The following is a 24,827-nucleotide window of genomic DNA, read 5'->3' on the forward strand; positions in this document are numbered from 1 at the left end:
TTATGGCTTATCAATCGCAAGACATCATCCGTCGTTCCGCGACTAACGGTTTCACTCCCGCGCCTCAGGCGCGGGATCACCAGCAGGAAGTGGCGAAGCTTATCGACGTCACCACCTGTATCGGCTGTAAAGCCTGTCAGGTGGCCTGTTCCGAATGGAACGACCTGCGTGATGAGGTGGGGCATAACGTCGGGGTGTATGACAACCCCGCAGATCTGACCGCTAAATCATGGACGGTGATGCGTTTCTCGGAAGTGGAGCAGAACGACAAACTGGAGTGGCTGATTCGTAAAGATGGCTGCATGCACTGCGCCGATCCTGGCTGTCTGAAAGCATGCCCGTCAGAAGGGGCTATCATTCAGTATGCTAACGGCATTGTCGACTTCCAGTCTGAGCAGTGCATTGGCTGTGGTTACTGCATCGCTGGCTGTCCGTTCGATGTGCCGCGCCTGAACCCGGAAGACAATCGCGTCTACAAATGTACGCTGTGCGTTGACCGTGTAACGGTAGGCCAGGAACCGGCCTGTGTGAAAACCTGCCCGACCGGCGCTATCCACTTTGGCTCCAAAGAGGATATGAAAAACCTCGCCGGCGAGCGCGTGGCAGAGCTGAAAACCCGTGGTTATGAGAAAGCAGGCCTGTACGATCCGGCCGGTGTTGGCGGCACGCACGTGATGTATGTGCTGCACCATGCCGATAACCCGAATCTCTATCATGGCCTGCCGGAAAACCCGGCGATCAGCGAGACCGTGAAGTTCTGGAAAGGGATCTGGAAACCTCTTGCGGCGGTCGGCTTTGCGGCCACCTTCGCGGCCAGCATCTTCCACTATGTCGGTGTCGGTCCGAACCGCGCAGAAGAGGAAGAGGACAACCTGCATGAAGAGAAAGACGAGGTGCGCAAATGAGAAAACGTGACACCATCGTGCGCTATTCGGCACCCGAGCGCATCAACCACTGGATCACCGCCTTCTGCTTCGTGCTGGCAGCGGTGAGCGGGCTGGGATTTTTCTTCCCTTCCTTCAACTGGTTGATGAACATTCTGGGGACGCCGCAGCTGGCGCGTATCCTTCATCCGTTTGTCGGCGTGGTGATGTTTGCCTCGTTTATAATCATGTTTTTCCGCTATTGGCACCATAACCTCATCAATAGGGATGATATCTTTTGGGCGAAGAATATTCGTAAGATCGTCGTCAATGAGGAAGTGGGTGACACCGGGCGCTATAATTTCGGTCAGAAGTGTGTGTTCTGGGCGGCGATTATCTTCCTGGTGTTGCTACTGGCAAGCGGCGTGGTTATCTGGCGCCCTTACTTTGCACCCGCGTTTCCCATCCCGGTAATCCGCTTAGCGCTGATGGTGCATTCATTTGCAGCAGTCGCGTTGATTGTGGTTATCATGGTGCACATTTATGCCGCCTTGTGGGTTAAAGGCACCATAACCGCAATGGTGGAAGGCTGGGTTACCAGTACCTGGGCGAAGAAACATCACCCGCGCTGGTACCGGGAAGTTCGCAGCAAGACAACGGAAAAACCAACTGAATGAGTATTCGCATAATCCCGCAAGATGAGCTGGAGAAGAGCGAAAAACGCACGGCGGAAGTGATTCCGCCGTTGTTATTCCCCAGACTCAAAAACCTCTACAACCGCCGTGCGGAACGTCTGCGCACGCTGGCAGAGAGTAATCCGCTGGGTGATTATCTGCGTTTTGCCGCGCTTATCGCCCATGCTCAGGAGGTGGTGCTGTATGACCACCCGTTACAACTCGACCTGACGGCGCGTCTTAAAGAAGCTGCCGCGCAGGGCAAACCGCCGCTCGATATTCATGTCCTGCCGCGCGATACGCACTGGCACAAGCTGCTGCATTCGCTGATTGCCGAGCTGAAACCGGAGATGAGCGGCCCGGCGCTGGCGGTGATCGAGAATCTGGAAAAAGCCTCCGCACAGGAGCTGGAAGCGATGGCCAGCGCACTCTTTGCCGCTGACTTCGCCTCCGTCAGCAGCGATAAAGCGCCCTTTATCTGGGCCGCGCTGTCGCTCTACTGGGCGCAGATGGCCAGCCTCATCCCAGGGAAAGCCCGCGCGGAATATGGCGAACAGCGCCAGTTCTGCCCGGTGTGCGGATCGATGCCGGTGTCCAGTACTGTGCACATCGGCAGCAGCCAGGGGCTTCGCTACCTGCACTGCAACCTGTGCGAAACTGAATGGCACGTGGTGCGCGTGAAGTGCAGCAATTGCGAGCAAACCCGCGATCTGCACTACTGGTCGCTGGATAACGAGCAGGCGGCAATCAAAGCGGAAAGCTGCGGCGACTGCGGCACTTACCTGAAGATTCTTTATCAGGAAAAAGACCAGAATGTCGAAGCGGTGGCCGACGATCTTGCGTCGCTGATCCTCGATGCCCGCATGGAGCAGGAAGGGTTCGCCCGCAGCTCCATCAACCCGTTCTTATTCCCCGGCGAGGGGGAGTAAATTCAGCAGGTCGCGGTAAGTTTTTGCCCGGCCTGTTACTGATAAGGTGTTAAAACCCCTGTTACAGACGCAAAATCTTTGGTATTGCGCGTAACGAGGCAACGGCTATGTATCTGAGCTGTTGCAAGAATGATGGCATCGGGCAGCTTCATGCGATACGCCTGACGCAGCTCAATGCTTCGTTCTGCTATGGGATGGGAAATCTCTATGACCTCAAGTGAATCAAGAAAAGCGCGTGTCGCAATTTCCTGCCCTACTTTTTTAGCGCCAACCAGCACTTCAATCCAGCTAATCAGGCTGATGGCGATCCTGCCACTGTAATCTTCAAAAGTGTTAGCAGCCTCTTCCCGGCCATTAAACAGATCAATCAAGATATTGGTATCAAATAACGCAAGGTTGCTCATAGTCACCACTCCTCGCGCAGTTTTCTCTCAAATTCAAGACCATCTTCGCCCTCATCTCCCCATAGACCTAAAGCATTGCGAGCGCTTGTCGTGTTCTGCTTTTCAAGATACTGCTCAACCGCTTCCCGTAATAATTCAGCACGAGGGAGGTTACGCTGCTGCTTTAAGCTATCGAGCCTGCGTATAACATCATCTGATAAATCCAACAAAATACGCCCCATAATTACTCCAGAGAGAACATCCATATATCACCTCAGTATATCGTAAGCGTTTATTTTCCAGCCACACGATACGCTGCCATTTTTGCTGGGCAAGTGTCATTTTGAGGAAAAAAACGTTCTTTCGAGCTGAGTTCCACTTTTCATTTTCAGCCCAAAAACCCCCGTTTTCATTTCGCAAAAACCAGGCTATAAAACCTGGGTATTTATACAGACAAAGGAATGCGAAATGGCACTGGAACAGGGTATTAGCCAACTGGTAAGCGACTTTATTGCTGCAGGACGGCCTTCCGTCTGCGAGCAGAGTATTGATGACCGGCGCGCGCAGTATCTCGCCAGCACGGCGCTGGCAGGCGAAACGGAACAGCGCGTTGAGGTGAGTGAGTTGACGCTGGAAGGTATTCGCTTTCGCTGCTTCTCGCCGCAAGATGCCAACGGTAATCTGCCCGCACTTATCTACTATCACGGGGGCTGTTTTGTCAGCGGCGGTTTCGATACCCATGATAAACAGCTGCGCCAGCTCGCCTTTTACAGCGGCTGTCGGGTCATCGCCGTGCAGTACCGCCTTGCGCCGGAACACCGCTGGCCAGCAGCACATGATGATGCGCGGAGGGGGGCCGAACTGATCCGGGAAAACGCGCAGCAGCTTGGCATCGATTGTCAGCGCATCACGTTGGCGGGCGATAGCGCGGGAGGGCATCTGGCGCTGGTCACGGCGATGCGCTTAAAAGCCACAGGCGAGTGGCAGCCCGCTCAGCTGATCCTCATCTACCCGATGCTTGATGCAACTGCCTGGTCCGACAGCTACACCCTTAACGGCTCGGATTACGTCATCACCCGCGAGGCGCTGCTCTCCGGCTATGATCACTATCTTGGCGAGACCGATCGCCTGCTGCCGGATGTCAGCCCGCTGTGGCGCGATGATTTCAACGGCCTGCCGCCGACACATATCATCACTGCGGAGTTTGACCCGCTGTGCGATGAAGGAGAGTCACTCTATCAGCGAATGACCGCACAGGGCGTGGCCTGCTCCTGTTCGCGTTATCTCGGTGTGATACACGGTTTCTTCCAGCTGGCCGGCATCAGCCGCACGGCAACGGATGTGATTTACGATGTGGCGGCGCGCATCGCCAGAGTGTAACTGGCTGTCCGGTAAAGCGCGCCATTCGCGCGCGCCCTCGGCAGGATCAGCCTCTACTCCTCTTCATTGCCGCCCTCCTCGAACGAGCCGAAGGGTTTTGCGGGCAGAACAATGTAGATACCTTCGAAAAGTGCGCCCTGTTTATCATCGCCAAACAGCTCCACCTGCATCTGTACACGCGCTTTTTTCCCGCGTGCCAGGCGGTCGAGATCGCCGCTTAGCGAGCCGAGATCGGCAATGGCGCTCGGTTTCCCGCTGATGGGCGAGCTGTAGCGGATATGGGCGTCGGCGAGAATAATCGTGCCTCCCAGGTGGCGCTCGCGCAGCATCAGCCAGATAAGCCCCCAGCCGGTGAGCGTCGCCAGCGAGAAAAGGCTACCGGCAAACAGCGTATGGTGCGGATTTTGATTTCCGATTTCCGGCATGGTGGTAATAAATTTTTGCCCGGTGTACTGCTGGATGCGCACGCCCATCTTTTCGCTGAGCGGAATATGTTGATACCAGGCCTGCTGCAGCTGACCACACCAGTCGCCGCGATGAAGAATATCATCCAGCGAGGCGATGGGTTTGATCATCAGAAAATGGCGGATGGGGGTGGTTTGCGGCGCGGTGATTTCGCCTTCGTTGATAAACCCCAGCTTGGCGAAGAAAGGCACCGCATCTTCACGGGCGCTACAGGTAACGCGCTTTACACCCTCCTGACGGGCGACGGATTCAAGGGTCATCGCCATCAGCGTGCCGAGGCCTTTATCCTGCACGGAGGGATGCACCGCCATAAAACGGATCGAGCCTTCGTTATCGGCATTGATATAGAGCCGCCCGGAAGCGACGATATTGCCCTCTTCATCAACCACCATCTGGTGATGCGCCATGGCGTCCCATGCGTCGCGCTCGGAGCCCTGCGGCTGGTGCAACGGCTTGCGTAACATTTCCCAGCGGAACTGGTAGTAACGTTCTAACTCTTCTTCAGTTTGCGGTACGCGAAGATGATACATAGCTGCATTCTCTCTTGTGACCCGGGGCCGCGCCGCAAGCTGGCTCATATCTGTAGCCAGAATGTGACAGGACCGTCATTGACCAGCGACACCTGCATATCGGCAGCGAAGCGCCCGGTTTGCGTGGCGATTTGCTGACCGCAGCGTGCAACAAAGTGGTTATAGAGCGCCTCGGCTTTTTCTGGCGCGGCACCGCGTGAAAAGCCAGGGCGCATGCCACGCTCGGTATCGGCTGCCAGCGTAAACTGCGATACCACCAGCACACTGCCGCCAGCCTGCTGGACGTTAAGATTCATTTTCCCTTCGGCATCGCTAAAAATCCGGTATCCCAGTACTCGTTCACACAGGCGGTTCGCTTTCTGCTCGTCGTCTTCCCTCTCGACGCCGAGTAATACCAGAAGACCCGGGCCGATTTCACCCGTTACCTCCCCCGCCACGCTAACGCTCGCACGGGCAACGCGTTGAATTAATGCAATCATGGTTGGTCTGCTTCTTCTCGTTGTGCTGCTTTTTTAAGTTCGCGGTATTCCCCGAGAGTGACAGTAATTTCCGCCCCAAGCAAGACGATACACCAGGTCCAGTAGACCCAGAGAAACATGATCGGGATAACAGCGAGTACGCCATAGATCAGCTGGTAGGAGGGGAACATGGTGATATATAAACCAAAACCTTTCTTGCCCAGTTCAAATAGCACCGCCGCAACAAATGCGCCCAGCACCGCATCGCGGTTCGGTACGCGCGTGGTCGGAACGATGCTGTAGAGCAGCCAGAATGAAAGCCAGGAGAGGATCAGCGGAAAAATACGCAGTACATCATCAATCACGCTGTTGAGCTCACTGGCCCAGCGCAGCGACAACAGATAGGAGCTGATCGCCAGGCTCGCCCCGGCCAGCAGTGGGCCGAGGGTCAGGATCATCCAGTAGACGGCAAAAGAGTAGACGTGCGGACGCACGCGGGTGCTGCGCCATATGGTGTTCAGTGCGCTGTCGATGGAGTACATCAGCAGGAGCGAAGTGACCACCAGCCCGCAGGCTCCTACCGCGGTCATCTTCGTAGAGTTGGCGACGAACTGCTCAATGTAGTTCTGAATAACGTCGCCGGTTGTGGGAATGAAATTGGCAAAAATAAAGTGCCGCAGCTGGATGCTGATGTCGGAAAACATCGGGAAAACGGCGAATAGCGCGAAGATCACCGCAATCAGCGGCACCAGCGAGAGCAGTGAGACGTAGGCGAGATTCCCCGCCAGCGTCGTCATGTTGTCATCGTTGATATGTCGCCACAGCAGCTTTAGCCAGGCCAGCAGCGACTGCGCACTCCTCTTCGCGCGCTGTTTTACGGCATCTCTCATAGCAGCTTTGAAAAATAGTCCACAATGGTGGCCTTACTGGCGACCAGGATCGACGTAATCCCCACACGCTCAGCGCCAGCAATATTTTCAGCATTGTCGTCGAAAAAGACGGCATCTTCCGCCGGGAAGCCCTCCTGAGTAAGAACCTGCTGGTATATCTGCGCTTCAGGTTTACGCATACCCATCTCCTGGGAGAGATAGATATGATCGGCAGCGGCGCGGATCTCCGGATACTGTTCCGGCCAGAATGTCGTGTGCAGGCGGTTGGTGTTCGACAGCACTACCACACGGTGTCCCTGTCCGCGCAGTTTATGCATGATGTCGATGACTTCCGGCCGTAGCGCGACGAATACCGCCTGCCAGCCGGTGGAGAATTGCTCATAGCTTAGCGGCAGCGCCATCTCTTCACACAGGGCTTTGGCGAACTCCTCATCGCTTATCTCCCCGCGTTCATGACGGTGGAAGGCCTCCCCCATGACAAAGTTCTGCTTCAGGGTTGCCAGTGGTACGCGGCTGAAATCGCTCCAGGCACCGAGCACCCGGTTGAAGTCGATATCGACAATCACATTACCTAAATCAAAGATATAGAGCATTTGCCTCTCCTTGCCTGCCATGGAGAGTTAACTGTAGCGGGAAAGTTTACGCTTGAATAGCGGGCCCTTTCACGCCCGCGATCGCGGGATAAAAAAAAGCCGCTGATTATCAGCGGCTTTTGTTGGGCTAAAAGAGGAGAATTAGTCTTCTTTTGCACCGCGCATTGCGCGTTTACGGTCGTTCTCAGTCAGATGACGTTTACGGATACGAATGGACTGAGGCGTTACCTCTACCAGTTCGTCGTCATCGATGAACTCGAGCGCCTGCTCCAGGGTCATCTTGATCGGCGGAACCAGAACCGTTGCTTCGTCCGTACCGGACGCACGCATGTTAGTCAGTTTCTTACCGGTCAGGCAGTTTACCGTCAGGTCGTTAGAACGGCTGTGAATACCGATGATCTGGCCTTCATACACTTCCGCACCGTGACCGAGGAACAGCTTACCGCGATCCTGCAGACCGAACAGCGCAAACGCCACCGCTTTACCCTGACCGTTGGAGATCAGTACGCCGTTGTTACGCTGGCCCACTTCGCCCGGACGAATATCGTCGTAGTGGCTGAAGGTGGAGTAAAGCAGACCGGTACCGGAGGTCATGGTCATGAACTCAGAACGGAAGCCGATCAGACCACGGCTTGGGATCACGTAGTCGAGACGTACGCGGCCTTTGCCGTCCGGATTCATGTTTTTCAGATCGCCTTTACGCTCGCCCAGTGCCTGCATAACAGAACCCTGGTGCTGCTCTTCAACGTCCAGCGTCACGTTCTCGAACGGCTCTTGTTTACGGCCGTCGATTTCGCGGAAGATGACTTTCGGACGGGAAACCGCCATTTCGAAACCTTCACGACGCATGTTCTCGATCAGAACAGAGAGGTGCAGCTCACCACGACCCGAAACACGGAACGCATCAGCGTCTTCGGTCTCTTCAACGCGCAGCGCAACGTTGTGAACCAGCTCTTTGTTCAGGCGATCAAGGATCTGACGAGAGGTAACATATTTACCCTCTTTGCCACAGAACGGAGAGGTGTTGACGTTGAAGAACATGGTTACGGTCGGCTCATCAACAGAGAGCGCCGGCAGCGCTTCGACATTCTGCGGATCGCAGATGGTGTCGGAGATGTTCAGCTCGCCCAGACCGGTAATCGCAATGATATCGCCCGCTTCTGCCACGTCACTCTCAATACGCTCCAGCCCCAGGTGAGTCAGCACTTTACCGACTTTGCCGTTACGGGTTTTGCCTTCGCTATCGATGATAGTGACCTGCTGGTTCGGCTTCACTTTACCGCGCTTGATACGGCCGATGCCGATTACGCCAACGTAGTTGTTGTAATCGAGCTGGGAAACCTGCATCTGCAGCGTGCCGTCGAGATCGACGTTCGGTGCCGGTACATGTTCAACAATCGCCTGGTACAGCGGGGTCATGTCTTCAGCCATGTTTTCGTGGTCCAGACCCGCGATACCGTTCAGCGCAGATGCGTAAACGATCGGGAAGTCCAGCTGCTCGTCGGTCGCGTCGAGGTTAACGAACAGGTCGAAGACCTGATCAACAACCCAGTCCGGACGCGCGCCAGGGCGGTCAACTTTGTTGATTACCACGATAGGTTTCAGACCATGGGCAAATGCTTTTTTGGTCACGAAGCGCGTTTGCGGCATCGGGCCGTCAAATGCGTCAACCACCAGCAGCACGGAATCAACCATGGACATTACACGCTCAACTTCACCACCGAAGTCGGCGTGCCCCGGGGTATCAACGATGTTGATACGATAATCATTCCATTTGATAGCGGTGTTTTTAGCGAGGATGGTAATCCCACGCTCTTTCTCCAAATCGTTGGAGTCCATCACACGCTCTTGAGTTTCAGCACGTTCGTCGAACGTACCGGATTGCTGCAGCAGCTTGTCAACCAGGGTCGTTTTACCATGGTCAACGTGAGCAATGATGGCGATGTTACGCAGATTTTCGATCACAACTTTGCCTCAGGCATTAGAAATAGCGCGTTATTGTACACGTATTAATCGAAGGACTAAACAGGATCACAAACATACCCTGCAAACAAGTATTGCAGAGTTGCTTTGTGATCGCTTTCACGGAGCGTTAAAAGGGGCAAATAACGAAAATTGCACCAATATAGTGCTCTATGTTTCCATAAAAGCACTATATTGGTGCAAGGTAACCATCATGGTGCAGCCCTTTTGCACTATGCCGAGCATGATAACGCCTTTTTAGGAGGATTTAAAAGTTGGCATAGATTTCGCTTATCCATTGTACGGCAACTACGCCAGATTTACGTAGTAATTAGAAGACCTCGTTACCACGACGACAATGACAATCCCGGGAGAGTTTAAGTATGTCCGCTGAACACGTTTTGACGATGCTGAATGAGCACGAAGTGAAGTTTGTCGATCTGCGCTTCACAGATACCAAAGGTAAAGAACAGCACGTCACGATCCCAGCCCATCAGGTCAACGCTGACTTCTTTGAAGAAGGCAAAATGTTTGATGGTTCTTCGATTGGTGGCTGGAAAGGCATCAACGAATCCGACATGGTGCTGATGCCGGACGCGACTACCGCTGTCATTGACCCGTTCTACGAAGAGTCTACGCTGATTATTCGCTGCGATATCCTCGAGCCAGGCACCATGCAGGGCTACGATCGCGATCCGCGCTCCATCGCAAAACGCGCTGAAGAGTACCTGCGCTCCACCGGTCTGGCAGACACCGTGCTGTTTGGGCCAGAGCCGGAATTCTTCCTGTTTGACGACGTGCGTTTCGGCAGCTCTATTTCCGGTTCCAGCGTTGCTATCGACGATATCGAAGGCGCATGGAACACCACCACCAAATATGAAGGTGGTAACAAAGGTCACCGTCCGGCTGTGAAAGGCGGTTACTTCCCGGTTCCGCCGGTAGACTCCTCTCAGGATCTGCGTTCCACCATGTGTCTGGTGATGGAAGAGATGGGCCTGGTGGTTGAAGCGCATCACCACGAAGTGGCGACCGCGGGCCAGAACGAAGTGGCAACCCGCTTCAACACCATGACCAAAAAAGCGGACGAAATTCAGATTTACAAATATGTGGTACATAACGTCGCGCACCGCTTCGGTAAAACCGCGACCTTTATGCCGAAACCGATGTTCGGTGATAACGGTTCCGGTATGCACTGCCACATGTCCCTCTCCAAGAACGGCACCAACCTCTTCTCTGGCGACAAATACGCTGGCCTGTCTGAAATGGCGCTGTACTACATCGGCGGCGTAATCAAACACGCAAAAGCGATCAACGCCCTCTCTAACCCGACCACCAACTCCTACAAGCGTCTGGTCCCGGGTTACGAAGCACCGGTTATGCTGGCTTACTCTGCCCGTAACCGTTCCGCATCAATCCGTATCCCGGTTGTTGCCTCTCCGAAAGCGCGTCGTATCGAAGTGCGCTTCCCGGATCCGGCTGCGAACCCGTACCTGTGCTTTGCCGCGCTGCTGATGGCGGGCCTGGATGGTATTAAAAACAAAATCCACCCGGGCGAAGCAATGGACAAGAACCTGTACGATCTGCCGCCGGAAGAGGCAAAAGAGATCCCGCAGGTTGCAGGCTCCCTGGAAGAGGCGCTTAACGCGCTGGACGCTGACCGTGAGTTCCTGACCGCTGGCGGCGTATTCACCGACGACGCTATCGATGCTTACATCGCACTGCGTATGGAAGAGAACGACCGCGTTCGCATGACGCCGCACCCGGTAGAGTTCGAACTCTATTACAGCGTTTAATTACGTCATTAATACTCGGCCGATTTCTTGTCGTAGGCAGCTAACGCCGCGACGGCGAGAAAAAGGCCAGAGGATTTTTTAGTTGCCGTGGAAACTTTGGCCCATCACACGATGGGCTTTTTTCGCCGACAACAACCTGATCTCACGCGCTTTTTCTTTCTATAACGCTATACTGCACAAAATTGGTGCATATCTCCGGGAGACTGCTACATGGCAAGCGGCGCGCTGCCCGATGCTGGGCAGATCCTCAACTCTTTGATCAACAGCATCCTGCTTGTTGATGACGATCTGGCGGTACATTACGCCAACCCCGCGGCACAACAGCTGCTGGCGCAAAGCTCGCGCAAACTGTTCGGCACTCCGCTGCCGGAACTGCTGAGCTACTTCTCCCTCAATATTGAGCTGCTGCGTGAAAGTTTGCATGCAGGCCAGGGCTTTACCGATAACGAAGTGACGCTGGTCATCGACGGGCGCTCGCATATTCTCTCCCTGACAGCACAACGGCTGCCGGACGGGCTGGTGCTGCTGGAAATGGCGCCGATGGATAACCAGCGGCGTTTAAGCCAGGAGCAATTGCAGCATGCCCAGCAGGTGGCGGCTCGCGATCTGGTGCGCGGCCTGGCCCATGAGATTAAAAACCCGCTTGGCGGTCTGCGCGGCGCGGCACAGCTATTAAGCAAAGCGCTGCCCGACCCTTCACTGCTGGAGTACACCAAAGTGATCATTGAGCAGGCCGACCGCCTGCGCAATCTGGTTGATCGCCTGTTAGGCCCGCAGCAACCGGGTATGCACGTCACCGAAAGCATCCATAAAGTGGCAGAGCGCGTTGTAAATCTGGTGTCGATGGAGCTGCCGGATAACGTCACGTTAATCCGCGATTACGATCCCAGTTTGCCGGAACTGGCGCACGATCCTGACCAAATCGAGCAGGTTTTACTGAATATCGTGCGCAATGCGCTTCAGGCACTGGGGCCGGAAGGTGGCGAAATTGTTTTGCGCACCCGCACCGCGTTTCAGTTAACGCTGCACGGCGTACGTTATCGCCTGGCAGCAAGAATCGATGTGCAGGATAACGGCCCGGGTATACCGCAGCATCTGCAGGATACGCTGTTTTACCCGATGGTCAGCGGCCGCGAAGGCGGCACCGGACTTGGCTTATCGATTGCACGCAGCCTGATTGATCAACACTCAGGCAAAATTGAATTTACCAGTTGGCCAGGCCATACCGAGTTCTCGGTATTCCTGCCTATTCGGAAGTAGAGGTGTTTATGCAACGAGGGATAGTCTGGATCGTGGATGACGATAGCTCCATCCGTTGGGTGCTTGAACGCGCGCTCACCGGGGCAGGCTTGAGTTGTACAACGTTTGAAAGTGCCAATGAAGTGCTTGATGCGCTGACCACCAAAACGCCGGATGTTCTGCTTTCGGATATTCGCATGCCCGGTATGGACGGTCTGGCGCTGTTAAAACAGATTAAGCAGCGCCATCCGATGCTCCCGGTCATCATTATGACCGCGCACTCCGATCTGGATGCGGCGGTCAGTGCTTATCAGCAGGGGGCCTTCGACTACCTGCCTAAACCGTTCGATATTGATGAAGCGGTGGCGCTGGTTGAGCGCGCTATCAGTCACTATCAGGAGCAGCAGCAGCCGCGCAATGTGCAGGCCCTCGGCCCGACCACCGATATCATCGGCGAAGCGCCGGCGATGCAGGATGTGTTTCGCATTATTGGCCGTCTGTCGCGCTCATCGATTAGCGTATTGATTAACGGCGAGTCCGGCACCGGGAAAGAGCTGGTTGCTCATGCGCTGCATCGCCACAGCCCGCGCGTTAAAGCGCCGTTTATCGCCCTCAATATGGCGGCGATCCCGAAAGATTTGATCGAATCGGAGCTGTTTGGCCACGAGAAAGGAGCCTTTACCGGCGCGAATACCATTCGTCAGGGGCGTTTTGAGCAGGCCGATGGCGGCACGCTGTTTTTAGATGAAATTGGCGATATGCCGCTTGATGTACAGACGCGTTTGCTGCGCGTGCTAGCCGATGGGCAGTTTTACCGCGTGGGCGGCTATGCGCCGGTGAAAGTCGATGTACGTATTATTGCGGCAACGCACCAGAACCTGGAGCTGCGCGTACAGGAGGGAAAATTCAGGGAGGACTTGTTCCACCGTCTGAATGTTATCCGCGTACATCTGCCGCCACTGCGCGAACGCCGGGAAGATATTCCGCGTCTGGCGCGCCACTTCTTACAGGACGCTGCCCGTGAACTGGGTGTGGAAGCGAAGCTGCTGCATCCGGAAACTGAAGCGGCATTGACCCGTCTGGCATGGCCGGGCAACGTGCGCCAGCTGGAGAACACCTGCCGCTGGTTAACGGTGATGGCGGCAGGCCAGGAAGTGCTGATTCAGGATCTGCCCAGTGAGCTGTTTGAAGCTACTGTGCCGGAGAGCCCGTCGCAGAGTCTGCCGGACAGCTGGGCGACACTGCTCGCGCAGTGGGCCGATCGCGCGCTGCGCTCCGGTCATCAAAACCTGCTCTCTGAAGCGCAACCGGAGATGGAGCGCACACTGCTGACTACCGCGCTGCGCCACACTCAGGGGCATAAACAGGAAGCGGCACGCCTGCTCGGCTGGGGGCGCAATACCCTGACGCGTAAGTTAAAAGAGCTGGGCATGGAGTGAGCGTAAAGCGCGAACCGCTGGCGAAAAGTGCTGCTATTTTGTGCTTTACTGTTAGCCGCAGTGCAGTATGATCTTGCGCGTTCAGGGGGGGTTATCATGCTGGAATCGTTCATTCATCTGGTTACGGCTGGCGCCTCTGCCAGCCATACGCCGCAAACGGCCGTCGCAGCGCTGCTTTGTGCAACGCTGGTCGGGCTGTTTAGCTAGCGGTTTAACAGGCCTGGTGCTTTTGCAGGCCTGTTAAATCACCCGCGAGAACTGCTGCAGCCGCGCTTTCTGGCGCAGATAGACATCGAAGCACATGCAGATGTTGCGAATCAACAGACGCCCTTTCGCCGTCACCTGTAGCCCCTGCTCATCCCTCTCCACCAGCCCATCTTTAATCAATGGCGCTAACAGCTGCAGATCTTCCGCAAAGTAGTCGCGGAAATCGAGATCCCACGCGCGCTCAATATCGCTGAATGCCAGGCGGAAATTACAAATGAGCCCCTTGATCACATCCCGGCGAATGCAGTCATCGCGGGACAGCGCAATGCCGCGCCACAGCGCATTTCCCTGCTCATCAACCTGCTGATAGTAGTGTTTGAGCTCTTTCTGGTTTTGCGCGTAGCTGTCGCCAATCATGCTGATGGCCGAGACGCCAAGCCCCAGCAGATCGCTGTCGCCCTGGGTGGTGTAACCCTGGAAGTTGCGGTGCAGCACGCCGTTGCGCTGGGCAATCGCCAGTTCGTCATCCGGACGGGCGAAGTGATCCATGCCGATAAATTGATACCCGGATGCGGTCAGGGAGGAGATAGTCTGCTGCAGAATATCGAGCTTCTGCTGCGCCGAAGGCAGATCCGCGTCTTTAATTTTGCGCTGAGCGGCAAAGAGCGTCGGCAGATGCGCATAGTTAAAGACACTTAAGCGGTCCGGGCTTAGCTCAGCGACACGTTGCAGCGTGTAGGCGAAACTCTCCGGCGTCTGTTTGGGCAGGCCGTAAATCAGGTCGATATTGGTCGACGTAAAGCCGATGTCGCGCGCGTGGTTAAGCAGAGCGAAGATAAACGTTTCGTCCTGTTCGCGGTTAACCAGCCGCTGTACCTCTTTATTAAAATCCTGCACGCCCATGCTGAGGCGGTTAAATCCTTCCCCGCGTAGATGGTCAAGCACTTCCAGTTCAATTTCGCGCGGATCGACTTCAATGGAGATCTCCGCATCGGCATCAAAGGCGAAGTTACCGCGCAACAGCGCCATCAGACGGCTGATCTGTGCTTTGTTGAGATAGGTTGGCGTACCGCCGCCCCAGTGCAGTTGGCTGACGTGACGGCCTTTAAACAGCGGCGCGCGGTGGAGAATCTCCTGCTCCAGAGCATCAAGGTATTGATCGGCCTTATGCTGCTGACGGGTGACGATTTTATTGCAGCCGCAGAAATAGCAGAGCTTGTGGCAAAACGGGATATGAACGTAGAGCGAAAGGGGACGTTCAGGGTAACGCGCTACGGCGCGGTGAAAATCCGCTTCGCCGAAGTCGTCAGAAAACTCAAGTGCAGTGGGATAGGACGTATAACGCGGCCCGGAATAGTTATATTTCTGGATCAGGGCCAGATCCCAGTCGATGACATGCTCAGACATTCCTTACTCCTTCCGATGACGCCGCTGGCGATACCGGCGGCCTGGCCTGACCCCGTTTCGGGTTATCAGCCGGTTGCGCAGCCACTGTTTGCGCCGCGACAACCGCTGTAGTTTAACGAATAACCACACCAGATAACATATAACCGGAAGGGTTATAAGCAGGACGGGAAGCCCCATAAGAAAGGATTAGTTGCCGCCCTTGAGCAGACGCATCATATCTTCCTTACGCTCCTCCTCCTCTTCTTCTTCGTCATCATCGTAGGAGAGGCCAAGCTTCTGCATCAGCTCATCAATGCGATCCAGTTTGGCATCAACCCATTTCTGCTCGTCGGCGCTCAGGGTTTCACCCTCTTCAAGACGTTCAAGTAGCGCATCCAGGCGCTCATCCGTTTCCAGCATCTCTAATTCAGCCTGCGGTGAAAGCATAGGTTTCTCACTCTTCGGTTTGTGCTGCTTAGTGACTGGCGTGTCGGTAACACCCAGCGGAATCGGTTTTTTACTGCCAATACGCGGATCTTTCTGCGCTTTGCCCTTGCCGGAGCCAGACGCGTTATCGCCACCGTTTGCGCGGCTGCCTGAAGCGTTGCCGCGATGCCGTTTCTCACGCTTACGTTCGCGGCCTTCCTGGTTCAACTCTTCACGGGTTTTACGGCGCACTTTGCCGCGCGGTTGGGTAGACGGTTTTTTCATCATAGGGGTCTTAGGTGGTTTTTCATCAGTATAGAATTGCGGCGGAATCTAGCAGAAAGCAAGCAAAGAAAAAAGGCGGCAGTGTAAACTGTCGCCTTTTTCTTGACCCTGACCCTTAAAGGGCTTTACGTTCCCTGTTTGCTATCAACCTGCCCTGTTTTTCCATTAGCATCAACACTCCGTGTCGCGATCCCTCTCCTTGTGAACGTCTCCTGACGTGTTCCTCTGGTCTTCGCCTCCTGGCGCTCCCGACCCCTCGATCCGTGAGTTATCCTTTCCTGTAAAGCGTCCTGCTACAGGTCGTTACTTTACCCGTCTCAGAGAAAGAGACAAGCAGGTAAAACCCGTGAAATGATAATTTAAGAGAATTCCATAAAAATAAGTTATTGATTAAATTAATTTTAGCTAATTTTTAACCTGCAACTACTCTGAAAATTCGCAACCTATAACGGGCTGATCTCCTACAAAACTCATAGCAATCGCGCACAAAGCGGAATGATGCGAGAAAAACAGCCTTTTACGTGGGTTCAGGTATAATCCCCGCATGCTTTAACGATGGAGACGACCATTTTGACTAACCTGAATTACCAACAGACGCACTTTGTCACCAGTGCGCCTGATATTCGCCACTTACCCGCCGATACCGGCATCGAAGTGGCATTCGCTGGCCGCTCCAACGCCGGAAAATCGAGCGCTCTCAATACGCTAACCAATCAAAAGAGCCTGGCGCGTACCTCTAAAACGCCTGGCCGTACGCAGTTAATCAACCTGTTCGAAGTCGTAGAGGGCAAACGCCTTGTCGATCTGCCTGGCTACGGTTATGCCGAAGTGCCGGAAGAGATGAAAATCAAATGGCAGCGCGCGCTGGGTGAATATCTGGAGAAGCGTCAGTGCCTGAAAGGGTTGGTAGTGCTGATGGATATCCGCCACCCGTTAAAAGATCTCGATCAGCAGATGATTCACTGGGCAGTGGCAAGCGAGATCCCGGTGCTGGTACTGCTGACCAAAGCGGACAAGCTCGCCAGCGGCGCGCGTAAAGCGCAGATTACGATGGTGCGGGAAGCGGCGATCGCCTTTAATGGCGATGTGCAGGTTGAAGCGTTTTCATCATTGAAAAAACAGGGCGTGGACAAACTGCGCGAGAAGCTGGATAGCTGGTTCTCATCCCTTCCGCCAGCAGCAGAAGACGCAGGCGAATAACCCCTTCTTGCGCGGCGTCCGCTGCGCTTTATTGCTTTATTTTGCACAATAAAAAACGCCCCAGTCATTACTGACTGGGGCGGCTAAATATTCAGCCAAATCCGATTACGTGAAGTAAAAGGTCTGAAAGATAGAACATCTTACCTCTGTACCCTACGCGAATAACTCTACTCCCTTTTTGGATCTGGACAAAGTACTTTTTGTAATTTCTTTTCAATTTTTACATACGGAATTCTAATGATTGTCACAAAAACGCCGGGTTATGTTGCTTAGTTACAGAAAAGTCCCTTTCCTGCCGCAGGCTTAGTGCGCTTGATCCCAGTTTGGTCCGCTTCCCACTTCCACCAGCAGCGGCACATCGAGTTGAGTACTGCTCTCCATCAGTTCGTGGATCTTCTTCGTTACCGCCTCGATATCCTCTTTGTGCACCTCGAACACCAGTTCATCGTGTACCTGCATGATCATCCGCACGCGCGGCTTCTCTTGCTGTAACCACGCATCAACGGCGATCATCGCGCGTTTGATGATATCTGCCGCTGTACCCTGCATCGGAGCGTTGATCGCCGCGCGCTCAGCGCCCGCACGGCGGGCAGCGTTGCTGGATTTGATGTCCGGCAGATAGAGACGGCGGCCATCAAGCGTTTCAACATAACCGCTCTCTTTCGCCTGCGCGCGGGTGCGCTCCATATATTCCAGCACGCCAGGATAGCGCTCGAAGTAGAGATCCATATACTTCTGCGACTCTTTGCGCGGAATATTGAGCTGGCGCGACAAGCCAAAGGCGCTCATCCCGTAGATCAGACCGAAGTTGATCGCTTTCGCGCTGCGGCGCTGCTCATTGCTTACGCTCTCCAGCGGCAAACCAAAGACCTCTGCCGCCGTTGCGCGGTGAATATCCTGACCTTCAGCAAACGCTTTCAGCAGGCCCTTATCCCGCGAGAGGTGCGCCATGATGCGCAGCTCGATTTGCGAGTAGTCCGCAGAGACGATGACGTAATCCTTCGGCGCGATAAAGGCCTGACGAATACGACGTCCCTCTTCATTACGCACAGGAATGTTTTGCAGGTTAGGATCGGTAGAAGATAAGCGCCCGGTCGCGGTCACCGCCTGGTGGTAAGAGGTGTGCACCCGCCCGGTTTTCGGGTTGATCATCAGCGGCAGCTTATCGGTGTAGGTCGATTTAAGCTTCGCTAACCCGCGATATTGCAGGATCACCTTCGGCAGCGGGTAATCGAGCGCCAGCTCCTCCAGCACCTCTTCTGAGGTCGACGGCGCGCCGCCCGGCGTTTTCTTCAGCGGCTTAATGCCCTGCTTTTCAAACAGAATGGTTTGCAGCTGCTTGGTCGACGAGAGGTTGAATGCTTCGCCCGCGATCTCATGCGCTTTTTGCTCCAGCTCTGCCAGGCGCAGGGTCAGCTCCTCAGAGTGCTTGTGCAGCACCGCCGGATCGATATTGACGCCGTTGCGTTCGATACGGGAAATGACCGGCACCAGCGGCATTTCAATATTCTGGAAGACATTCAGCGGGCCGGCGTGCTGTTGCAGCTCCGGCCACATCGCCAGGTGGAGTTGCAGCGTGACATCGGCATCTTCCGCCGCGTAATGTCCGGCTTCTTCCAGCGCAATCTGGTTAAAAGTCAGCTGGTTTTTACCTTTCCCGGCGATCTCTTCGAAGGTCACGGTTTTGTGCTTCAGCCAGCGCTGAGAGAGGCTGTCCATGTCGTGGCGACCCACAACGCTGTTCAGCACGTAGGACTCAAGCATAGTGTCAAAGGCGATGCCGCGCAGTTCGATGCCGTAGTTTTCCAGCACGCCGCGATCGTATTTCAGGTTCTGGCCGACTTTGAGAAGCTTTTCATCTTCCAGCAGCGGTTTCAGCAGTTCCAGCGCGCGGTCGCGCGGGATTTGATCCGGCGCATCAAGGTAGTCATGGGCAACGGGCACATAGGCTGCCACGCCCGGCTCGATAGCAAAGGAGATGCCGACGAGATTAGCGCTGATGTTATCCAGGCTGTCCGTTTCCGTATCAAAGGCAAACAGCGCCGCGCTTCTCAGTTTGCCGATCCAGCTCTGCAACGTCTCTTCATCAAGAATAGTGACGTAACTTTCTGCCGAGAGCGTGGCCGTTGGGATATCAGGCTCCGCTTCCACCACGATGGTTTCCTGCGGCTTCGCGGCTGGCTTGCTTCCTCTGGCCTGCAGCCATTTCCCGGCTTCGACATCCGCCGTCCAGCGCTTAAATTCGTAACGCTTAAAGAGCTCCACAAGCTCCTCGATGGCTGGCTGCTGAACTTCAAGCTGTTCGCTTGTCAGCTCCAGCGGAACATCGGTTTTGATGGTCGCCAGCTGGTAGGAGAGGTAAGCAACCTCTTTATTCTGCTCCAGTTTCGCCGCCATGGTTTTCGCACCACGGAAGCTCAATTCGGCAATCTTCTCTGGCGCGGCATAGAGCGAGTCCAGACCCCCCAGCCCTTGTAACAGGGCCTGCGCGGTTTTTTCGCCCACGCCAGGCACGCCCGGGATGTTATCGGAGGAGTCGCCCATCAGCGCGAGGAAGTCGATAATCAGCTCTGGCGGCACGCCATATTTGGTGACGACCTCTTCCGGCCCCAGAATGGTGTTGGACATAGTGTTGATCAGCGTGACATTCGGCGTTACAAGCTGCGCCATATCTTTGTCGCCGGTACTGATCAGCACCGGACGCCCTTTTTTGTCTGCTTCACATGCCAGCGTGCCGATCACGTCATCCGCTTCAACGCCCGATACCGCCAGCAGCGGCAGCCCCATCGCTTTCACCATTGCATGCAGCGGCTCAATCTGCGCGCGCAGATCGTCCGGCATCGGCGGTCGGTGGGATTTGTAATGTTCGAACAACTCATCACGGAACGTCTTACCCTTCGCATCAAACACCACTGCGACATGCGTCGGCTGATACTGCAGCAACAGGCTGCGCAGCATATTCAATACGCCGTACATTGCGCCGGTGGGTTCCCCAACGCTGTTGGTCAGAGGTGGAAACGCATGATACGCGCGATAAAGGTAAGAGGAGCCGTCAACAAGAATGAGTGGGTTTTCGGGGATCTGAACCATGATATCCATGCCTGTTTTTAAATTTACGCTAAAGGATGCCACAGACAGGATGAAAACATGAGTTTTTCCCGGTAAATGGCGGAAAAGATTTCGCGATCGTCGGGATCCCTCGCAGAAACATCCTGTGGATAAGTTTGTGCACAGTTTTTAATTGGCTGGATTTTTGTGCCTTTATGTAGATCGCAGGAATATACAAAACCATTAAAAACAAAAAGTTAAATAGATGAAAAGGATCGCTATTGCTTTTTGGTGATAATCTGCTCTTTGTGGATAGAAGAAAAAAGGGGTTGCTTTCTTCTTTACTAATCATCAAAAGCGCTGAAAAAGGTTTCCCCGTTGCCGCTCTCGGTTTTCTGTTAAAATCGGCGTTTTGCATACCTTTTAGCGAGCATCTTGCTGCTAACTTTTTGAAATAGTTCATCATGTCGAGACTACACGCGGTTATAACGCTCTTTTTTAGCGTTCTGTTAACCATACTGCTTACTATTGTCTGCTCTGTGCCGATTATTATCGCTGGCCTGTTAAAACTACTTATTCCGATCCCGCGTTTTTGGCGGGCGATCTCTGCATTCTGCAATATGATGATGGCTTGCTGGTGTGAGGGGCTCTACTGGCTGCTGCGTCTTAATCCCCGGCTGGAATGGGATATTCAGGGGCTGGAGGGGCTGAATAAGAGAAACTGGTATCTCCTTATTTGTAATCATCACAGCTGGGCAGATATCGTGGTGCTGTGCGTGCTGTTCCGCAAACAGATCCCGATGAACAAATACTTCCTGAAACAGCAACTCGCGTGGGTGCCTTTTATCGGCCTGGCGTGCTGGGCGCTGGATATGCCTTTCATGCGCCGCTACTCAAGAGGTTATCTCCTGCGGCACCCCGAAAGACGGGGTAAAGATGTTGAAACAACTCGCCGTTCATGTGAGAGGTTTCGCCTGCAACCGACGACGATGGTGAATTTTGTGGAAGGATCGCGTTTTACGGAAGAGAAACGGCGTCAGACACGCTCTTCGTTTAAGCATCTCCTGCCGCCAAAAGCGGCGGGTATAGCGATGGCGTTAAATGTTTTGGGTAAACAGTTCGATAAGTTACTGGATGTGACGCTCTGCTACCCGGAAAACGATCGCACGCCCTTTTTCGACATGCTCAGCGGTAAATTGACCCGTATCGTGGTGCGTGTTGATTTGCTGGCGGTTCATGAGGGGTTGCACGGCGATTATATTAACGACAAGAATTTTAAGCGTAGCTTTCAGCAGTGGCTGAATGGGTTATGGCTCGCTAAAGATGAACGTATAGATGCCATCAAAGCCTCATGTAAAAACGCCGGTCAATGACCGGCGTTAGCTTTACTTCTTCTCAACCAGGAACTTCACCGTATCGGCATAGCTTTTCACGAACGTATCAAGGCTTCTGCCGTCCATACCGCGTTGATCGATCTGGTATTTACCATTGACGAACATCGCCGGTACACCCTGCAACTGCAGATCGGCCGCGGCCTTCTCTTGCTGAGCAACCAGGGATTTCACTACGAAGCTGTTCCAGGCGGCATCATACTCTTCACCCTTCACACCAGCTTTGATAAATACGTCGCGGATGTCAGCAACGCTTTGAACAGTCTGCGTTTTTTGTACCGCTTCGAACATCGGAGAGCTGATTTTATCTTCCACACCCAGTGCCATGGCTACGGCCCAGGCCTGCGTCATCTCTTTGCCCAGCGGCCCCAGGAACTCGACGTGATATTTGGTCATTTTTGTCCCCTCCGGCAGTTTCTTTTTCACCGCCTCGGAGACGTGCCAGACCTGCTCGAAATCGTAGCAGTGCGGGCAATAGAATGAGAAGAACTCCAGTACCTGCGGTTCACCGGCGACCGGTTTATCCAGCGTGTTGTACTGCTTACCTTCGGTAATGTCTGCTGCCGAAGCGCTAAATGCCAGAATCATTCCTGCCAGCGCCAGCCAAATCTTCTTCATGGTCAACTCTCTCCGTTCAATACATGGGGGTTAATGCTAAAGGGGGTTCTTGCAGAACCTTAACCTGTTCAAGAAAAATATGCGTCTGATTGCGCCAGTGATCTTCGCTGTTCAACCAGGGGAAATTTTTGGGAAATGCGGGGTCGTCCCAGCGGCGGATTAGCCACGCCAGATAGTAAACCAGGCGCATGGCGCGCAGTGGTTCGATCAAGGCCAGCTCCGCAGTATCAAATTCACAAAACTCTTCGTAGGCTTCGACGATCATCTCCAGCTGCATGCGCTGTTCGGCTTTATCACCGTGCAGTAACATCCATAGATCTTGTACAGCCGGGCCATTACGCGCATCGTCTAAATCGACAAACATTGGACCATCGCGCCAGAGAATATTCCCGGCATGGCAATCCCCGTGCAGACGCAGCACGTTGGCGCGATTATGCCACTGCGCCATAACGGCCTCGATAAGCTTGTCAACAGCGCTCAGAAACGCCTCTTTTAAGCCTGCGGGGATCAGGGCCGTGGACTCAAAAAGCTGACGCGGCTCTATCAAGTATTCGATAACACCCATCTCAGGACGATGAGTAAAGCGTTTTTGACGGCCGGTTTGGTGCAGGCGGCCGAGGTAGCGGCCAACCCACTCCATCTGATCAAGGTTATCCGCTTCAAACTGGCGGCCGCCGACGCTCGGGAAAACGGCGAAGAGGAAATCCTCATGGGTGAGCAGGGTTTCATGGTTAAACGCGAGCGGTGCGGCGACCGGCACATCATTCTCTTGCAGGTCGAGCGCAAATTGATGCTCTTCACGTATCTGTTCCGCTGACCAGCGCTGCGGCCGGTAAAATTTCACGACATAGCGGCGGCGATCTTCGTCCTGAAACTGATAAACACGGTTTTCGTAGCTATTAAGCGGAGTGAGGCCGGAATCGACCCGGATCCCCTGCGCGAAAAGCGCATCCATGATGGTATCCGGGTGAAGCGTCTGGAAAGTAAAAGCGTTACAGGTCATCCTGGGATCCGAAAATACGACGAATGATTCAGGATATCATTTTGGGTCGTTTTCGGTGGCTCCTCTTACAAGGTTTTACTCTTTAATCACGCCGCGGGCGCGCAGTAACGCGGTTTTGAAATCCTCTTCGTAATCTTTTTGAATCCCCGGTATCGCTGCGTCTTTTGCCGAGTCGCGCATTTTCAGGTGATAGATCAGGATGTCATCACTTAAATCTGCCAGTTCGCCCTCATAACCTGACTCTTGCGCCAGTTTCTGTAAAAATTGCATTAAATTGAGTTCGGGCTCTTTCTGCCACGCCGGCTGGAGAAGTTCGATAACTTCGTTGAGGCGTTTACATTTCATGTATCTGCTCCTTATTTTGTGTCCAGACACGTTAGCAGGGTCAATCCCACAATAAAAGAGGCGTTACTGGTGAAGAATAGCAGTGCAGTGCTCGGCGTCGTGCTGGCTGGCGGCAAAGCTTCGCGCATGGCAGGAAAAGACAAAGGCTTGCTGCCACTTAACGGGAAACCACTCTGGCAACATGTCGCCGGGCGATTAGCGCCGCAGGTAGCGAGTGTGGCGATCAGCGCTAATCGAAATCTTGATACCTATCGACTCAGTGGTCTGCCGGTCATTGAGGATACGCTACGTGATTTCCCGGGGCCGCTGGCGGGTATGCTGGCTGCCTTACAACAGTGCGAAGCCGAATGGTTTCTCTTTTGCCCCTGCGATACACCCTATATTCCGGACGATCTCTTACCGCGTTTACTGGCAGGCCGTGGGCAGGCTCCGGCAGTGTGGGTGCATGATGGCGAAAGGGATCATCCGGTGATTGTTCTACTTCATCGGGACCTTTTACCGCGGCTCGAAGCGTGGCTGGCGCGAGGTGAACGCAGGGTTATGATGTTTATGCGCGAAGCAGGCGGGCATGCGGTCGATTTCAGCGATCGGCGTGCGGCATTCGCCAATGTGAATACGCCTGACGATCTCGCGCACTGGCAGGAGAAATCATGATCCCATTACTTGCCGTAGCGGCCTGGAGCGGAACGGGTAAGACCACACTGTTGAAAAAGCTTATCCCTGCGCTGCGCGCGCGGGGCATTCGTCCCGGCTTAATCAAGCATACCCATCATGATATGGATGTTGATACGCCGGGCAAGGATAGTTATGAGTTACGCAAGGCAGGCGCAGCGCAGACGCTGGTCGCCAGCAGCCAACGATGGGCATTAATGACGGAAACGCCTGATAACATGGAGCTGGATCTTAGCTGGCTGGTCAGCAGGATGGATGCGACAAAGCTGGATCTGGTGCTGGTCGAGGGCTTTAAACATGAACCGGTACCTAAGATCCTGCTCTGGCGCGAAGATTGCGGACACGACATCAGTGAATTAACGATAGATGAACATGCGATCGCGGTTGCGAGCGATGTTGCGCGGGTGCTGAAGGTACCGGTGCTGGATCTTAATGATATTGAGGAAATCGCGGAGTTTGTTTTGCAGTGGTTAGCGCAAAAAGAGGCTGTTTAAGTACTTACTTCCGGGTCATTTCATTTGCCTTTTTCGCCCGGAAAGCAAAAAACCCCAGCCGTCAGGCTGGGGTTCTTCTTATTTGATGCCTGGCAGTTCCCTACTCTCGCATGGGGAGACCCCACACTACCATCGGCGCTACGGCGTTTCACTT

General features: G+C 54.3%; 26 protein-coding genes. 12 read left to right on the forward strand and 14 right to left on the reverse strand.

The features are described 5' to 3' along the window. Positions 1 to 2: 2 nt before the first annotated feature. From fdxH to fdhE, 3 genes are read left to right on the forward strand one after another with little or no spacing between them, the layout of a single operon-like run. Positions 3 to 905, forward strand: a complete 903-nt coding sequence (fdxH, locus tag PU683_RS19600; protein ID WP_277174204.1) for a formate dehydrogenase subunit beta — start codon at positions 3 to 5, stop codon at positions 903 to 905. Beyond that, entirely contained in the window at positions 902 to 1,540 is a 639-nt protein-coding gene (fdoI, locus tag PU683_RS19605; RefSeq protein ID WP_277174205.1) for a formate dehydrogenase cytochrome b556 subunit, read from the forward strand. The genes fdxH and fdoI overlap by 4 nt, the downstream gene beginning before the upstream one ends. Continuing rightward, on the forward strand, positions 1,537 to 2,466 hold the full coding sequence (fdhE, locus tag PU683_RS19610; RefSeq protein WP_023479362.1) for a formate dehydrogenase accessory protein FdhE: 930 nt from the start codon (positions 1,537 to 1,539) through the stop codon (positions 2,464 to 2,466). The genes fdoI and fdhE overlap by 4 nt, the downstream gene beginning before the upstream one ends. A 35-nt stretch (positions 2,467 to 2,501) precedes the next feature. On the opposite strand, the gene PU683_RS19615 is transcribed toward fdhE, so the two are convergent. Then, the gene (locus tag PU683_RS19615; protein WP_277174206.1) at positions 2,502 to 2,870 is read right to left on the reverse strand and encodes a type II toxin-antitoxin system VapC family toxin; all 369 of its coding nucleotides are present in this window, start codon (positions 2,868 to 2,870) and stop codon (positions 2,502 to 2,504) included. 2 nt (positions 2,871 to 2,872) lie between these two features. Then, positions 2,873 to 3,115: a ribbon-helix-helix domain-containing protein gene (locus PU683_RS19620; RefSeq protein WP_277174207.1), complete on the reverse strand. Its 243-nt coding sequence runs from the start codon at positions 3,113 to 3,115 to the stop codon at positions 2,873 to 2,875. Between the two features lie 202 nt (positions 3,116 to 3,317). On the opposite strand from PU683_RS19620, the gene PU683_RS19625 reads away from it, so the two are divergent. Continuing rightward, positions 3,318 to 4,229, forward strand: coding sequence for an alpha/beta hydrolase (locus PU683_RS19625; RefSeq protein WP_277174208.1), 912 nt, complete (start codon positions 3,318 to 3,320; stop codon positions 4,227 to 4,229). A gap of 53 nt (positions 4,230 to 4,282) precedes the next feature. On the opposite strand, the gene fabY is transcribed toward PU683_RS19625, so the two are convergent. The 5 genes from fabY to typA form a co-directional block, all read right to left on the reverse strand. Further along, positions 4,283 to 5,224, reverse strand: coding sequence for a fatty acid biosynthesis protein FabY (gene fabY / locus PU683_RS19630; protein WP_277174209.1), 942 nt, complete (start codon positions 5,222 to 5,224; stop codon positions 4,283 to 4,285). Between the two features lie 44 nt (positions 5,225 to 5,268). Further along, on the reverse strand, positions 5,269 to 5,703 hold the full coding sequence (gene dtd / locus PU683_RS19635; RefSeq protein ID WP_277174210.1) for a D-aminoacyl-tRNA deacylase: 435 nt from the start codon (positions 5,701 to 5,703) through the stop codon (positions 5,269 to 5,271). Continuing rightward, positions 5,700 to 6,572, reverse strand: a complete 873-nt coding sequence (locus tag PU683_RS19640; RefSeq protein WP_277174211.1) for a virulence factor BrkB family protein — start codon at positions 6,570 to 6,572, stop codon at positions 5,700 to 5,702. The genes dtd and PU683_RS19640 overlap by 4 nt, the downstream gene beginning before the upstream one ends. Next, positions 6,569 to 7,165: a glucose-1-phosphatase gene (gene yihX / locus PU683_RS19645; protein WP_277174212.1), complete on the reverse strand. Its 597-nt coding sequence runs from the start codon at positions 7,163 to 7,165 to the stop codon at positions 6,569 to 6,571. Before yihX ends, PU683_RS19640 begins: the two co-directional genes overlap by 4 nt. A 141-nt stretch (positions 7,166 to 7,306) precedes the next feature. Continuing rightward, positions 7,307 to 9,130 (reverse strand): ribosome-dependent GTPase TypA, encoded by a 1,824-nt coding sequence (gene typA, locus PU683_RS19650; protein ID WP_277174213.1) that lies wholly within the window; start codon positions 9,128 to 9,130, stop codon positions 7,307 to 7,309. 380 nt (positions 9,131 to 9,510) lie between these two features. On the opposite strand from typA, the gene glnA reads away from it, so the two are divergent. The 4 genes from glnA (at position 9,511) to PU683_RS19670 (ending at position 13,805) form a co-directional block, all read left to right on the forward strand. Beyond that, positions 9,511 to 10,920: a glutamate--ammonia ligase gene (gene glnA, locus PU683_RS19655; protein ID WP_187800638.1), complete on the forward strand. Its 1,410-nt coding sequence runs from the start codon at positions 9,511 to 9,513 to the stop codon at positions 10,918 to 10,920. 210 nt (positions 10,921 to 11,130) lie between these two features. Then, complete coding sequence (gene glnL / locus PU683_RS19660; RefSeq protein ID WP_277174214.1) at positions 11,131 to 12,180, forward strand: nitrogen regulation protein NR(II); 1,050 nt, start codon at positions 11,131 to 11,133, stop codon at positions 12,178 to 12,180. 8 nt (positions 12,181 to 12,188) lie between these two features. Next, entirely contained in the window at positions 12,189 to 13,598 is a 1,410-nt protein-coding gene (gene glnG, locus PU683_RS19665) for a nitrogen regulation protein NR(I) (RefSeq protein ID WP_277174215.1), read from the forward strand. A 96-nt stretch (positions 13,599 to 13,694) separates the two neighbouring features. Then, positions 13,695 to 13,805 (forward strand): YshB family small membrane protein, encoded by a 111-nt coding sequence (locus tag PU683_RS19670; RefSeq protein ID WP_094192975.1) that lies wholly within the window; start codon positions 13,695 to 13,697, stop codon positions 13,803 to 13,805. A gap of 33 nt (positions 13,806 to 13,838) precedes the next feature. On the opposite strand, the gene hemN is transcribed toward PU683_RS19670, so the two are convergent. Beyond that, complete coding sequence (gene hemN, locus PU683_RS19675; RefSeq protein ID WP_277174216.1) at positions 13,839 to 15,212, reverse strand: oxygen-independent coproporphyrinogen III oxidase; 1,374 nt, start codon at positions 15,210 to 15,212, stop codon at positions 13,839 to 13,841. A gap of 186 nt (positions 15,213 to 15,398) precedes the next feature. Then, entirely contained in the window at positions 15,399 to 15,902 is a 504-nt protein-coding gene (yihI, locus tag PU683_RS19680; protein ID WP_277174341.1) for a Der GTPase-activating protein YihI, read from the reverse strand. Positions 15,903 to 16,472: 570 nt separating this feature from the next. Here yihI and yihA point away from each other — a divergent pair. After that, complete coding sequence (yihA, locus tag PU683_RS19685; RefSeq protein ID WP_277174342.1) at positions 16,473 to 17,102, forward strand: ribosome biogenesis GTP-binding protein YihA/YsxC; 630 nt, start codon at positions 16,473 to 16,475, stop codon at positions 17,100 to 17,102. Positions 17,103 to 17,193: 91 nt separating this feature from the next. Here the strand turns inward: yihA and spfP are convergent, their stop codons facing one another. Both spfP and polA read right to left on the reverse strand, forming a co-directional pair. Next, positions 17,194 to 17,241, reverse strand: coding sequence for a small protein SpfP (gene spfP / locus PU683_RS22510; protein WP_071892919.1), 48 nt, complete (start codon positions 17,239 to 17,241; stop codon positions 17,194 to 17,196). A 164-nt stretch (positions 17,242 to 17,405) separates the two neighbouring features. Then, the gene (gene polA / locus PU683_RS19690; RefSeq protein WP_277174217.1) at positions 17,406 to 20,192 is read right to left on the reverse strand and encodes a DNA polymerase I; all 2,787 of its coding nucleotides are present in this window, start codon (positions 20,190 to 20,192) and stop codon (positions 17,406 to 17,408) included. 422 nt (positions 20,193 to 20,614) lie between these two features. Here polA and PU683_RS19695 point away from each other — a divergent pair, with 422 nt between their 5' ends. Further along, positions 20,615 to 21,523, forward strand: a complete 909-nt coding sequence (locus tag PU683_RS19695; protein WP_277174218.1) for a 1-acylglycerol-3-phosphate O-acyltransferase, YihG family — start codon at positions 20,615 to 20,617, stop codon at positions 21,521 to 21,523. A gap of 12 nt (positions 21,524 to 21,535) precedes the next feature. On the opposite strand, the gene dsbA is transcribed toward PU683_RS19695, so the two are convergent. The 3 genes from dsbA to PU683_RS19710 all read right to left on the reverse strand — a co-directional run bounded on the left by dsbA (position 21,536) and on the right by PU683_RS19710 (position 23,507). Then, entirely contained in the window at positions 21,536 to 22,159 is a 624-nt protein-coding gene (dsbA, locus tag PU683_RS19700; protein WP_277174219.1) for a thiol:disulfide interchange protein DsbA, read from the reverse strand. A 16-nt stretch (positions 22,160 to 22,175) separates the two neighbouring features. Next, on the reverse strand, positions 22,176 to 23,162 hold the full coding sequence (locus PU683_RS19705) for a serine/threonine protein kinase (RefSeq protein WP_277174220.1): 987 nt from the start codon (positions 23,160 to 23,162) through the stop codon (positions 22,176 to 22,178). Between the two features lie 75 nt (positions 23,163 to 23,237). Then, entirely contained in the window at positions 23,238 to 23,507 is a 270-nt protein-coding gene (locus PU683_RS19710; protein WP_023479302.1) for a YihD family protein, read from the reverse strand. 69 nt (positions 23,508 to 23,576) lie between these two features. Here PU683_RS19710 and mobA point away from each other — a divergent pair, with 69 nt between their 5' ends. Both mobA and mobB read left to right on the forward strand, forming a co-directional pair. Then, the gene (gene mobA, locus PU683_RS19715) at positions 23,577 to 24,161 is read left to right on the forward strand and encodes a molybdenum cofactor guanylyltransferase MobA (protein ID WP_277174221.1); all 585 of its coding nucleotides are present in this window, start codon (positions 23,577 to 23,579) and stop codon (positions 24,159 to 24,161) included. Then, entirely contained in the window at positions 24,158 to 24,673 is a 516-nt protein-coding gene (mobB, locus tag PU683_RS19720) for a molybdopterin-guanine dinucleotide biosynthesis protein MobB (RefSeq protein ID WP_277174222.1), read from the forward strand. The genes mobA and mobB overlap by 4 nt, the downstream gene beginning before the upstream one ends. The last annotated feature ends 154 nt before the right edge of the window (positions 24,674 to 24,827 follow it).

This window comes from Candidatus Kosakonia sp. 282A-S69 (assembly GCF_029433855.1).
Classification (GTDB): Bacteria; Pseudomonadota; Gammaproteobacteria; order Enterobacterales; family Enterobacteriaceae; genus Kosakonia; species Kosakonia cowanii_A.